Source organism: Aminobacter sp. SR38, from assembly GCF_014843375.1.
In the GTDB taxonomy this organism is placed as follows: Bacteria; Pseudomonadota; Alphaproteobacteria; order Rhizobiales; family Rhizobiaceae; genus Aminobacter; species Aminobacter ciceronei.
Map to the genome: position 1 here is coordinate 257,038 of NZ_CP062119.1, position 12,865 is coordinate 269,902.

A 12,865-nucleotide genomic window follows, 5' to 3' on the forward strand; every position below is an offset into this window, starting at 1 on the left:
TTGTATTGAACGGCTTTTAAGAGGCCAGATCAGTTCTGAGGTCTGCGGCGATGCCAGTCTGTCGCAAGCTGATAGCCGTGCGCGGCATTCAAAATGCGTTCTTCCGCAAACGCAGGGCCAACTAGCTGCAGGCCTGAAGGCATTCCCTCACAATCGAAACCGCAAGGGACGACCACCGCCGGAAGCCCAGTCAGGTTGAAAGGCTCCGTGTTGCGAAGGAGCGCACCAAAAACGGCCTCATCTTGGCCGCGTATCGTCACCTTTGGTTCGCCGATCGGCGTCGCTGTCATTGCGACCGCGGGCGTGGCTATGACGTCCACGCTTTCGAACGCCTTGGCGATCGAGTGCCCAAGAAGAGTGCGAAAACGCTGAGCGTGGAGATAATCTTTCGCAAGCAGGTGGTTGCCCAGTTCCAGGAAGGTTCGAACCTGTTCCGTGTACTCATCGGCGCGATCACCAAGCCAGTCGTCATGGTAGGCAGTAGCTTCCGCAAGATAGATGGCCAAGGCCGCCGCCGCCGACATCTCCATATGCGGGACTTGGATGTCGACCACTTCCGCCCCGAGTGCCGCAAGTACGCCAAGAGCATCCTCAGCGAGGGCGGCAACATGCTCCTGGGTGCCATCGAAGAAGTAATTGCGCACCACCCCGATTTTCAACTTACTGACATCACCTGTCATCATTGCGAGGTAGTTGTCGGGCACTCGGGCCTGCGAAGAGGCAGCATCGGTGTGGTCAAAACCCGCGGTTGCTTGGAGAAACAGAGCTGCATCTCGTGCAGAGCGAGCCAGCGGGCCTGGATGGTCCATGGTCCAGCAAAGTGGGAGGATACCGCTACGGCTTATTCTCCCGTAAGTAGGTTTCAATCCCGTCAAGCTGCAACATGCCGCAGGTATCCTGATTGAGCCGCCAGTGTCGGTTCCACTGGCAATCGGAGCGAGACCGGCTGCAACGGCAGCTGCCGAGCCACCACTCGAGCCGCCCGAGATGCGCGAAGTGTTCCAAGGGTTCCGAACGGGACCAAAGAGCGAATTCTCGTTTGTGGGGCCATATGCGAATTCATGCGTATTGGTCTTACCCAGTGTGACCATGCCAGCTGCTTTCAAAGCGGCAACCACCGTCGCATCCTCGTCTGGCGTGTTGCCCTCAAGTAACTTCGATCCCCCAGTGGTAAGCATCCCAGAAGTTGCATAGAGATCTTTATGAGCGATTGGGATCCCGTGCAGGGCGCCCTTGTATCTGCCTTCTGCAATTTCGGCTTCAGCTTGCCGCGCTTCGCTCAAGGCCCGTTCTTCGTCCATAGATACGAACGCGTTCAATAGCGGGTTAACCGACCCAATCCGATTTAGAAAAGCTGCGGTTATTTCGACTGGTGAGGTCTCCCCTTGCACGAGCAATGCTGCCAACTCGTGCACCTCAAGTGATGTCAGGTCACTCATTGCTGCTGCCTCCCACAGGCCTGAACAAGATGGCAGGCTCGATGTTCTTAAGGGGCATCGCTCTCAAGCCCGAGATTGCCTGGAGAATTGGCTCGTGGATCGCTGCGTAGCGCTCGGCTCGCGCTTCATCTACGGGTTGCCCCGCGATCTGGGCGGCAACGTCTAATACCGTTTGCGCCATCAGTGTCTGACGCTTGGCCATGGTACGCCTCACTGTTGTTCGGCGGTTTTCAAGTGGCGATCGCGAGTTACCTCGAGCTGATCTCTCGCCCCCGCGACGGTCATGGTGTCGGAGTCACCTGGCCGCGCCAAGAACAGTCCCTTTGAACGCATCTCAAGGAAGAAGCCGTACTTGATCGGCCAGTCCAGGAAGCTGTTCTGTTCGTTTAGTTTTGCAGCTGCATGTCTAACCCAATAAGGGTTGTAGAGCGCCTCGCGCGCCAGTGCCACAAGGTCGGCCTGACCCGAACGCAAAACAGATTCAGCCTGGCCAGGATCAACAATCAACCCAACCGCCTGGGTTTTTACGTCTGCTTCCCGCCTGATAGCTGCGGCAAATCCCGTTTGATAACCGGGTGATGACTGCGGCAGAGTGTTTTCTCCGTATCCGGCAATACCGCCGGAAGAGCAATCCACTACGTCGACACCGAGCGCTTTCGCGCGTTTGGCGAGCACGACAGAGTCTTCGATAGCCCAGCCGCCAGCTTTGCCGTCAATAGACGAGATACGAAGGAAGAGCGGCTTGTGATCTGACAGGTTGGCTCTCACGCTTTCGATTATTTCAAGCGTGAAGCGCATCCTGTTTTCGAGGTCGCCGCCATAGGCATCTGTTCTGTGATTTGACAGGGGAGACAGGAATGAATGGCCGAGATAGCCGTGGGCGCTATGAATTTCGATTGTGTCGAACCCTGCCTGGTCGGCGCGTTTGGCTGCCGCGCCCCAGGCGTCAACGACCTCACGGATTTCGGACGCAGTCAAAGCCTGCGGTGCGGGCCAATCTTTAGCAAACGGAATTGCGCTCGGTCCGACAGTTTGCCACGGTTCGCACATCGGGTCCCATATGCCACTGCCGCCTTCGGGCTCGGTGCCGCTCAGCGGTTTGTCGCCAGCATAGGCTGCCGAAAGGCTGGCCTTTCTACCAGCGTGTGCGAGTTGAACGCCGATCGCCGCGCCGCGCGCATGGACGCTGTCAACGATGCGTTTCATCGGGGCGATATGGTCGTCCGACCATAGACCGCTACATCCCGGAGTGATGCGGCCGCGGGCTTCTACTGCTGTCGCCTCGACGAAGACTAATCCAAATCCGCCTTGGGCGAATTGGCTGAGATGTACGAAGTGCCAATCGTTAAGTTTGCCGTCCGTGGCAGCGTATTGACACATGGGCGCTACCACAGCGCGGTTCTTTAAGGTGAGGCCTCGCAATTGTAAGGGGTGAAACAACATGTTTTGTGGCATTTCCGACTCCGGTTTCTTATCCGTGTCCACTGACCGCGTAGCGTGATGTCGTGTCCAAGAACGCTCAGAATTTGGTTTCTAGGTGTGGCGCAACTTGCCGCTGACCCTCAGATGAACAGCAATGTTCCTGACGGTTGAAAAGCGCGCCAGCAACTTCGAGCCGCCGCCTGGGTCCTACCGCGGACGCAGCATCTCTGTTCCGACCCAACTCTCGTCGACTGGCGTGTTGAAGTTCATGAAGAAGTTGACGTTCTGGAAAAGCCAAACACCATTTTGACGTACATAGACTTCCTCATAGTCGCCGAGGATCCAGCGGCTCACGGACTTTCCGTCTTCCATGATGGTGCAAGGCATGACCATGCGCCATTGCCCAGTCGCCGTGTCACCCTCCACATCGATAATGTCGTTCAGCGCAAGGTGGGCTGCAAATACGATCTGCGAGGACACTCTTGCAAAGAAGCTCTCGATCGCGTGCCTGCCTTCATGGCGTCCAAACACCTGAGAATTTTCCCAGATCGCGTCCTGCGCGAACATAAGGCCCAGCTTTTCAGGTTTGTAGCCGTTATCACACTCAAGCATGTAGCGATGCTTCAGTGTCCTAATAGCTTGAACGGCTTCGAGTGCTGCAAATCTTTCTTCGTACGTCTTCACGACCATCACTCCCATGGTGTTGTCAGACAGCGTCGGGTTGATTTGTTGTTTTTGGATCCCCGTAAGTCCTGTTCAAATGTCACATACTACTCGGTATAATGTCAACTGGCTTGTAGATGGCCTGGGGTGGAAAGTGGGTTTGGTGTGCAGTGCATAAGTCAATTCGACCGCAGTCATATGATGCGCTGAAGGTCCCACAGAGCCCTAAATGCGCCGGAACGCGGCCGTACGAGATTTCATGCTCCTGGCCGCAGCCGTAACCGCAGTGAGGTTTCGCTCGGCGACTTCGCGAGAAGCACTTTATGGGGCTGTGCTGCCAAGAACGTGATCAACGCGCGTCCCTGGGGGCGAATGGCTTGGCGCTGGCGAGGCTCAAAGAAGAAGCGGCATTGCGAGAAGCGAATATGGACGGAAACGCGCTACGGAAAACCGGCGTCAGAGCACCGCCCGAGGCCGCGACCCCAGCACGCCAGCCTCCTGACTGCCGACGCGGATGAAGATTATGCCTTGCACCTCTCGGGTAACCCTCGCTGCTGACTATGTAGTTTGTCGACTCCAAGGTCGACGTCAGGAAGCGAACCGGATGACCTGGCATAGGCCCATTCGCGGAGCGAAGTCTGATGAAGCGCTCGGCCTTGCCGTTGGTGCGCGGGGTGTAGGGCCTTGTGCGGATGTGTCGAGCACCGGCATCTTGCAGCGCCGCAACTGCTCGATCCGCGACACCTGCATGGCTGCCAGCCGATGCCGGCAGCGGTGCGGCGCTGAGCTGCGATCGTACAGAACCCGGTCGCCGGCCCGGTAGCGGCTGAGCCAGCGATAGGCCGTCCGTTCCGAAACCCCGGCCGAACCGGCAGCACGCCGCACGCTCCAGCCCTGTTCAATTCGTTGTACCAAAAGCACTCGAGCTGACGGCGTCAGACGCGCATTCTTATGGACGTTCATTCGGGGAGCTCCACTGAAGGTTGGTTGGCTTCGCAACCCCAGCTTCTCAGTCCCTGCTCGAATGAACAACCTTGATGGCTTCGACAGCTAGGGCTCGCCATCAAATCTGCGCACGCTCCCGACGGCCATATTAGCAATGGTATGCGCTATTTCGGCGCGGTTGGCTTCAGCGTCCTTTTGACGGGGGCGATACCAATGGGCTGGAGCATGGAGCAGCGAAATCACGGAATGGGCGTACACGCCGACCGGCGCATTACGAAACACGCCGCTTTCAATGCCCGAAACAAGTATGTCTCGGAAAATGGACTCATAGTCGTTCTGCTGCTGTTTGATCTTCCCGGCCAACGCCCGCTCATTTTCGCTCGAAATCTTAAGCGGCGGACGGCGCATGCATTCAATAGCGGTTCGATGAAAATGTTGATGGGTCATCATGCTCATCGCGTGCGCAAATGAGATCGCATACAACTTCTCTACAGGGTCTGCTTCCGGCACAACTGCCTGGTCGGCAGCGATCGTCGTCAGCTCAATCGAGTGGCGCCAAACTTCAAGGACGATCTGCCGCTTGGTGAGGAAGTAGTAGTAGATTTTCCCCTTAGTTGCAGACATGCGCCTAGCGATATCCTCGATTGACGCTACGTCGATGCCAGAGTCTGCGAAGCAGTGGGCTGCGGCATCGAGGATCTGCAGCGATTGCTCGCGCTCAGAGGCGTCAATAACGTTGATATCCAAGGCAGGTCCTCACGATATGGAATTCAGTTAGCGTTTATAGGATACGAGGCGGGAATCTCCTACTGGCTTGTTCCTTTCGTTGTCTGCGAGCCGAATTTGGGGCTTTCAGAATAGAAAGGTGACGATCACTCGCACAATAGCGTTCAGTGTCTGGCGCTGTCGGTGCTCGACAGCGCCACACACGCAGATTATTTCAACAGAACATCGAGCGGAACTGGCTTGCTGATAGTCCACTCATCGATGCGCGCGGGTTTCCCATCGTTTACTTCAATGATCTGCATGAGACCTGTGTTCTGCTGATGCAGTTCGCTTGAAAAGGTCCAGTTTCCGAATATCGTTGGTTCGTCGCGCATCTTCTCAAGCTCTGCGGTCACTGCCGCGGTATCGGTGGTTCCCACCCGCTCGACTGCTTTTGCCCAAAGATCGATCAGGAGATATCCCGGATAGGCATAAGTGCTTGATGGGTATGACCCTGCGTCAGCCTTGTATTTTTCGTTGAAGTTTCTCACGTCTTGGCGGGGATCGTCACCGTAGATCGAGGCGAGCACCGGAACAACAAAGTTGGAGAGATTTGGAACTGAACCCAGCCAGTAGGAACCATCGACGGCAGATCCGTTTACAATCAGCGAGTCGATACCAGCCGCGCGAAGCTGACGAACTGCGGAAGCCGCGCCGGGGATAAATGAGCAGAGCATGACGACATCGGGCTTCTCAGAAAGTGACTTGATGCGAGTGATCTGCGAGGCAATCGAAGCGTCGTTATTCTTGAAAGTGTCGCTGCCCAACAGCTTGGTCCCCGGCAGTTCAGCCCACATCCAGTCGAAGCCTTTACATACGCCCTTGTTGTATTCGATGGCCGTATCGAGCAGAACGTAGGCGGACTTCGCACCGCGTTTTGAGTTGGCCCATTCGGCCATTGTGGCTCCCTGGACTGCAGCCAGGACAGAAGGAGAAAAGCTGTTGGGGCCGACACCCTGGATGCCGGCCTTGATGTCTTCTGCGCAGAGGAAGAACGAATTCTTGCCTGCCGATTCAGCTGTCAGAGCTGCCGGGGCCCCCAGATCGTAGTCGCAGCTGACCACCATCATCGCTGCGCCTGCGTCCAGAACCTCAAGGCCCGCTTTCGCACCCTGTTCGCGGTCGGTCTTTGTGTCGGCCTCGACAATCTTGATTTGCTTGCCGAGGAGGCCGCCCGCCTTGTTGATTTCATCGATGCGAATCTTTGCTGCCGTGGTCGCAGGCTTGTCATAGGCCTCGAGCCACCCGGATTTAGCGATAGCGAAACCGACAACGATATCTTCGCTATGTGCCGCTGTTGGAAAGGCGAGGCTGCATGCTAGCGCCGCGATTGTCAGATGATTTCTCATAGAGCTTCTCCTGCTTGAAAGGGTCATAGACTTCAGAGTTTTCGTCGATGAATGACGACAAGCACCAAGCAGGGATGCGTAGTTCCGCACCGCTACTTAGGCCGCGAGGGCGAAGCGCTAGGCTGAGTATCATGGCAACTCCGACCATGATTTCCTGCGTTCCTCCCGGAAGGATTAGAGTGTGCGGGCCAATGGTGATGCCACTTTCTAGGCGAACGAAGAACTGGACCAAGGCCGAAATGACAAGAACGCCGTAGACGGCTCCCGTGAGGCTGCTCGTTCCTCCCACAACGAGCATTGCGAGGGTTAGAAATGTGACGTTGAGATAAAAGCTGTCGGGGTTGAGGACGCCGACCATGTGCCCCATCAGCGCGCCACCAACCGCAGTGAAAAAGCCACTGAGGACAAAGGAGATCAGGCGATGGCGATATACGTCGATGCCGCTCGCGGACGCCGAGACTTCGTCTTCACGCGTCGCTCGAAGGGCCAGTCCCGACGCTGAGTTAGCATAAATGCTGGCGATGAAGATGGTCGTGACAGCCCAGGCCAACGCAACCCAGATGGTGACATATCGGGGGAGGCCTACGACTGAACTTGTCGCGCCAGTCACCGATTCCCAGCTGGAATAAACGGTGTAGACAATGGCGAGGAATGCGAATGTCGCAATGGAGGCGGCAATTCCCGTCAACCTCAGCAAGGCTGCACCGACAACAAGAGCAATTATCGAGCCAAAAAGCCCTGCTGCCAGTGCTGCGTAAAGCGGTGACCATTCTGCGTTGGCCAGCCAGTCAGGAAGACCTGGCAAGAGCAGTGCTTTCATCTGTGGCTTGATCGTTAGCCATGCGGATGCGTAAGCGCCGATCACCATGAACGCGGCATGCCCGAAGCTGACGACGCCGGAATTTCCGATAAACATCCAGAGGCCGACGACCAGCACCACCCGGATCAGCATCTCAATTGTGGTACGCCCGATCGAGTTTCCACCGAAGTATGTAACGAGCAGCACAATTGCGAGTAGCAACAACCCAAGCAAGATAGGCGTCGACAGCGTAAGAAGGCGATTGAAAGAGTGGGAAGACATTGGTCAGATCCTCGACTTGGCCGCGCGGGATACAAACAGTCCCTGAGGGCGGAACAGCAGCGAGCAGATCACTAGGCCGAACAGGAATGCATCTCTGAAGGGGCGTGCATCCAGTGGAAGAAACGACTGCAGGACTACGGAGACTGCACCGATCAAAAAACCTGCGGCAACAGCTCCCACAAGACTGCCCATGCCACCGATTACGGTTCCGATGAACGCGATAAGCATGATTGGCCCGCCCATCCTGACGTCCGCGATGCCCGTTTGGATCGCCAGGATCATGGCGATTGCGGCCGCTAAGAAGCCTGACAGCGCAAAAGCCCCTGTGATGACGGTATTGGCCCGAACCCCCAGCAGGAGCGCCATGTCGAAGTTTTCAGCTGCGGCGCGCATCTCAAGTCCGAAACGCGTACGCTTCACCAATATCGCCAGCGCGACCACAACCAGTACCGTCGTCAGGATGACGATCAGTTGCAGGAGCGGAATGCTGGCCCCGAACATGGTCACTGGGGTGTTCAGCTCCGGCCAGAGGTTAATGGATTTCGGCCGACCGCCGTAGACTGCGATAAGGCTATTCTGGATGACAACGCCCAACGCAAACGATGCGATCATCATGGTAACGGGAGACGCATTCCGGAAGTGCCTAAACACCAGGAATTCCGATACGATAGCTAGCAAGGCCCCTACGAGCAGCAACAAAGGTACCAGCACGTAAGCTGGTAAGGCTCCCAATGACATCACGGCGGCTGCCTCAGTCGAGGGCACGATCATCGCAAAGACGCAGAAGGCGATGTACTCGCCGTGGGCGAAGTTGACGAGTTTCATCACACCAAAGATCAGGGCGATTCCGAGGGCTGCCATGGCATAGAGCCCACCGAGAGAAAGGGCGTCGAAGACAAGCTGCAAAATTCCTGTCATTTTTCGTGTCCATGGTTTGAAGCTCCGAAATATGCTTCCGCAACTTTGTCTTGCTGACAGAACGCTTGTGCATCGCCATCGCCGACTATTCTGCCGTTCTGAAGCAGGAGCATTCGGCCACCCACCCGTGCCGCCCTCACAGCGCTTTGCTCGACGATGACAAGGGTTAAGCCGCGTTCAACTTGGAGCGCGACCAGCGTTTCGTAGACCTGGTCAACGATCTTGGGCGCGAGACCCAACGAGGGCTCGTCGACCAGCATTAGTTTTGGGTTTGTCATCAGGGCGCGACCGATTGCCAACATTTGCTGTTGGCCACCTGAAAGCGTCCCTGCATTAGAACTCTGGCGGTCGCGAAGGAGCGGGAAGGCGTCGTACACGCTCTCCAAGTCATTGCCGATCGCCTCGCGATCGCGGCGCATCCCTGCTCCAACCATCAGATTTTCCTTGACGGTCAAGCTACAGAAGATTTCGCGTCCCTCAGGAACCATAGAGACGCCTTTACGTGCCACCGCATCAGGAGATTGACCGCTGATGATTTCTCCATCCAGTTCCACACGGCCATTGGCGGCATGCACGATGCCACTTACCGCTTTGAGCAGGGACGACTTTCCGGCACCGTTCGGGCCAGATATGAACACGCGTTCGCCCGCTCGCACGCTGAAAGTTGCACCGCTTAGTGCAACGAGGCGGCGATAGACGACTTGTAACTCACTGACCGCAAGCTTGCTCATTGTTCGTCCTCACCAGCGTGGCTACCCAAGTATGCCTCTCTCACGACCGCGCTGCGGAGGATGGTGGCTTTGTCGCCTTCCGCGATCAGACGCCCGGAGTCGAGAACGTAGACGTGCTCCGACACGGACAAAACGAGACTGACGTTGTGTTCGATCAAAAGGACACCGCAGCCGAACTCGGTAGCTGCCCGGCGAACGATCTTTGAAAGATCGTTGGCTTCGCTTTCTGACATTCCAGCTGCGGGCTCATCCAGCAGGAGAAACTTCGGTCCAAACATCAAGGCGCGCGCAATACCAACGCGCCTTTCATCTGTGTAGGGCAAGCCCGCAGTTGGGAGGCCCCTCAGATGACGAGCCTGAAGCCAGTCAAGAATTCTAAGGGCTTCCACCTCAGAAGCGTGACGCGAATGGCCAAGGCCAACCCCGCTGATGGCCAGATTGTCCACTACGTCCAATCCAGCAAACAAGCGGCCTGCCTGGAATGTCCGGGCGATCCCAATTCTACGTATTCGGTGGGCGCTTTGACCTGAGATCCGGCTCCCAAGGATTACTTGACCGTGGCTTGGTGTTTGAAATCCGGTGAGAACGTTCACCAAAGTAGTCTTGCCAGCGCCGTTCGGGCCTATCAGGCCCACGACGCGACCTCGCTCAACCTTCATTGAGACATCCGACAGCGCCGCCAGCCCTTGAAAGGTGACAGACACCGAACGCAATTCAAGCGGTTCCAATCGGTCTGATAGTGCCAAGAACAGAATCCCTCATCACTGTTCGGAAAGTCGCAACGAACTTTGGCTGATCACGCGTAGGAGGCGTATTGCAGGAGTGCGATCTGTAAGATCTCGTGGCGTCACACGAAGAATAGGAGCATAACAAGCTCCTAATGATCAAAATGAAGCACGCATGTTTTTAAGCTATGGAACCAAATTCGTCACATGGCTCCGCATTGCACCGGATTCGATGCAAGTGATTTGAAGACCCTATTTAACGATACGCAATTACGTCCAGATGCGCCGCTCGCCGTCCGAAGTTCCCAGATTTTTTTATTTCGATTTGGTAGACATGAGCTTATTACCGCATTAAAAGCCTACATACTACCGGGTATAATGTCAACAGGGTAGCGTCGATCCCGATGTATGATCATTGTCTAGAGCCCATGAAAGCGCTTCAGTCTCGGTAGCAACCGCGGACGTCGTGAGAGGACCGAAATGACCAACTACTCGCTTGAGAATTCAGTCATTCGAGAGCTCGGCTCATACTTGGCTGAGCGAATTGAAAGTTTCGGCCAGATAACGTCGATGCAGAAATTCTCCGACGGCCAATCCAATCCGACTTACAAGATGACGACGACGCATCGCGATTACGTGCTGCGCTCGAAGCCGCCCGGAAAACTGCTGAAGTCAGCTCATGCAGTTGATCGCGAGTTCAGAGTCATTTGCGCGTTAAAGGACACTGCCGTCCCAACTCCTGAAGCATTCTGCCTCTGTGAGGGTGAAAATCCGTTGGGGGTAGATTTCTTCGTCATGGAGTTTGTGGACGGCAACATCCATTGGAACCCGAGTTTGCCAAACCACCTGCCTTTGCAACGCAGAGTCATATTTGGCAAGATCGCTGAGGTGGTGGCGGCCTTGCATTCGGTTAATGTGCAAGAGGTCGGCTTGTCAGATTTTGGGCGGCCGGGAAATTACTTCGAACGGCAAGTAACTCGTTGGGAGACACAGTACCTCGAGTCGATTGAGGAGCCAGATCAAGGGATGGCGTCCCTGATCTCCTGGCTCAAAGATAATAAACTTTCCGATGACGGGATCAGCGGGCTAGTTCATGGCGATCTGCGTATCGACAATCTTATATTTTCCAAAGATGACAAAAAGATTCTTGCAATTCTGGACTGGGAATTGTCTACCCTCGGTCATCCTCTCGCAGATTTGGCATATATATGCATGCAATGGCGGATGCCTTCTGACGGGCAGTTTCTACCGGGATTGGGCGGGCTCTCAAGGCCAGCCCTAGGTATTCCGACGGAAGAAGAATTTTTGCACGCATATTGCTCTGCTCGTGGAATTCCAGGTATCCCGAGATGGAACTACTATATTGCATTCTCGTATTTCAGACTAATTAGCATATTGCAGGGCGTAGTTTATCGTGCTGCTCTTGGTAACGCGTCTAACCCCCAAGGAATCGATCACATCAAGCAATCGATACCAATATTGATAAGAGACGCAGTTGCTTTGATCTGAACTGGCTAGTAATTTACTCCTGATTTCGAGCAGGTTGGCCTGGTGGGTCCCGGCTTGCTCAGCGGGTACCCTTCAGGAACCAGTTTTCCGCCGCTCTATTAGATTGCCTGGTCTTCGACACGCCAACGCCAGAAGCCTGGGCCTTCCTCGCTGAGGGAGCGATTGAGCACCATCTTGTGTACTTCATCAGCACCGTCGACCAGCCGTGCCTGACGCGCGTAACGGTAGATCCATTCAAGCACCGTATCTTTAGAATAGCCGCGAGCGCCATTGATCTGGATGGCGACGTCCGCGGCATCGTGTAGAACGTTCGCGACTTGCACTTTTGCCATCGACACCTCTTTCCGGGCGAAGCCGCCGCGGTCGAGTTCCCACGCCGCCTTCATCACCAGCATACGTCCGATCTCGATCCGCATGGCTAGGTCACCCAGCTTGAGCTGGATGCTCTCTCGGTCGGCCAGCCTGACGCCAAAGCCGTAGCGTTCGGCGGCATAAGCGCGTGCAATCTCAACACAGCGCTTGGAAAGTCCTAGCCAACGCATGCAATGGGTGAGGCGGGCTGGCCCAAGCCGCACTTGGGTCACCTTCATGCCACTACCCTCTCCAACCAGAAGGTTCTCAACGGGGATCTCGAGGCCATCGAATTCAAGCTCGCAGTGCCCGCCGTGCTCCTCCGGACCCATGATCTCGATGCGACGCTTGATTGACCAGCCAGGCTGATCCCTGTGGAACAGCAAGGCCGACAACCCGCTCTTCGGGTCGTTTGAAGTTCGCGCGATCAGGATGAAGTGGTGGGCGTCCTCCGCACCTGTGATGAACCACTTACGGCCGCTAACAACATACTTGTCGCCACGCTTTTCGGCGCGAGTGACGATCATGGATGGGTCGGAGCCACCGCCTGGGTGCGGCTCGGTCATGGCGAAAGCCGAGCGCACCTTGCCATCGATGATTGGTTTCAGCCATTTCTCCTTCTGCTCGGCTGTGCCCAGCGCCTCCAGCATCATCATGTTGCCATCGTCGGGAGCGGCAGAATTGAAAACCACGGGACCGAAGATCGATCGGTTCATCTCCTCGTAGCAGACAGCCATGCCCATCTTGCCAATGCCGGCGCCGCCCGTTTCTGATTTCAGTTGCAGGCACCAGAGCCCGTTCGCTTTCGCCTTGGTACGCAGGCTTTCGAGCAACGGTAGCGCAATATTGCCGTGGACATCGAAAGATGCCTTATCGGCTTCCAGCGGCAGGATTTCACGGTGTACGAATTCCGCAATTCGGACGCGATAGTTCTCTACTTCTTGGGAGATCTCGAAATCCATGATGG

12 protein-coding genes and 2 pseudogenes are annotated in these 12,865 nt (G+C 55.9%); 1 reads left to right on the forward strand and 13 read right to left on the reverse strand.

Going from position 1 to position 12,865, the window contains the following annotated elements:
- Positions 1-29 precede the first annotated feature (29 nt).
- The 12 genes and pseudogenes from IG197_RS34515 to IG197_RS34565 all read right to left on the reverse strand — a co-directional run bounded on the left by IG197_RS34515 (position 30) and on the right by IG197_RS34565 (position 10,059).
- A complete protein-coding gene (locus IG197_RS34515) occupies positions 30-1,439 on the reverse strand; it encodes an amidase (RefSeq protein ID WP_192321427.1) in 1,410 nt (469 codons plus the stop codon).
- Positions 1,432-1,641, reverse strand: a complete 210-nt coding sequence (locus tag IG197_RS34520; RefSeq protein ID WP_192321429.1) for a hypothetical protein — start codon at positions 1,639-1,641, stop codon at positions 1,432-1,434. The genes IG197_RS34515 and IG197_RS34520 overlap by 8 nt, the downstream gene beginning before the upstream one ends.
- A gap of 8 nt (positions 1,642-1,649) precedes the next feature.
- Positions 1,650-2,894: an NADH:flavin oxidoreductase/NADH oxidase gene (locus IG197_RS34525; protein WP_192321431.1), complete on the reverse strand. Its 1,245-nt coding sequence runs from the start codon at positions 2,892-2,894 to the stop codon at positions 1,650-1,652.
- Between the two features lie 174 nt (positions 2,895-3,068).
- Positions 3,069-3,545 carry a nuclear transport factor 2 family protein gene (locus IG197_RS34530; protein WP_192321433.1) on the reverse strand — a complete coding sequence of 159 codons (477 nt, stop codon included), beginning with the start codon at positions 3,543-3,545 and terminating at the stop codon, positions 3,069-3,071.
- A gap of 590 nt (positions 3,546-4,135) precedes the next feature.
- A pseudogene (locus IG197_RS37045) lies at positions 4,136-4,230 on the reverse strand (integrase core domain-containing protein); the annotation flags it as partial.
- 71 nt (positions 4,231-4,301) lie between these two features.
- Positions 4,302-4,487: pseudogene (locus IG197_RS37050) on the reverse strand (leucine zipper domain-containing protein); the annotation flags it as partial.
- 87 nt (positions 4,488-4,574) lie between these two features.
- On the reverse strand, positions 4,575-5,216 hold the full coding sequence (locus tag IG197_RS34540) for a TetR/AcrR family transcriptional regulator (RefSeq protein ID WP_192321436.1): 642 nt from the start codon (positions 5,214-5,216) through the stop codon (positions 4,575-4,577).
- Between the two features lie 188 nt (positions 5,217-5,404).
- Positions 5,405-6,583, reverse strand: a complete 1,179-nt coding sequence (locus tag IG197_RS34545; protein ID WP_192321438.1) for an ABC transporter substrate-binding protein — start codon at positions 6,581-6,583, stop codon at positions 5,405-5,407.
- On the reverse strand, positions 6,519-7,664 hold the full coding sequence (locus tag IG197_RS34550; RefSeq protein ID WP_192321440.1) for a branched-chain amino acid ABC transporter permease: 1,146 nt from the start codon (positions 7,662-7,664) through the stop codon (positions 6,519-6,521). The genes IG197_RS34545 and IG197_RS34550 overlap by 65 nt, the downstream gene beginning before the upstream one ends.
- Before the next feature lie 3 nt (positions 7,665-7,667).
- Positions 7,668-8,582 (reverse strand): branched-chain amino acid ABC transporter permease, encoded by a 915-nt coding sequence (locus tag IG197_RS34555; protein ID WP_192321442.1) that lies wholly within the window; start codon positions 8,580-8,582, stop codon positions 7,668-7,670.
- Entirely contained in the window at positions 8,579-9,313 is a 735-nt protein-coding gene (locus IG197_RS34560; protein ID WP_192321444.1) for an ABC transporter ATP-binding protein, read from the reverse strand. Before IG197_RS34560 ends, IG197_RS34555 begins: the two co-directional genes overlap by 4 nt.
- The gene (locus IG197_RS34565) at positions 9,310-10,059 is read right to left on the reverse strand and encodes an ABC transporter ATP-binding protein (RefSeq protein WP_246765529.1); all 750 of its coding nucleotides are present in this window, start codon (positions 10,057-10,059) and stop codon (positions 9,310-9,312) included. Before IG197_RS34565 ends, IG197_RS34560 begins: the two co-directional genes overlap by 4 nt.
- Before the next feature lie 459 nt (positions 10,060-10,518).
- Here IG197_RS34565 and IG197_RS34570 point away from each other — a divergent pair, with 459 nt between their 5' ends.
- Positions 10,519-11,547: a phosphotransferase gene (locus IG197_RS34570; RefSeq protein WP_192321445.1), complete on the forward strand. Its 1,029-nt coding sequence runs from the start codon at positions 10,519-10,521 to the stop codon at positions 11,545-11,547.
- A gap of 98 nt (positions 11,548-11,645) precedes the next feature.
- On the opposite strand, the gene IG197_RS34575 is transcribed toward IG197_RS34570, so the two are convergent.
- The gene (locus tag IG197_RS34575; protein ID WP_192321447.1) at positions 11,646-12,860 is read right to left on the reverse strand and encodes an acyl-CoA dehydrogenase family protein; all 1,215 of its coding nucleotides are present in this window, start codon (positions 12,858-12,860) and stop codon (positions 11,646-11,648) included.
- Positions 12,861-12,865 lie beyond the last annotated feature (5 nt).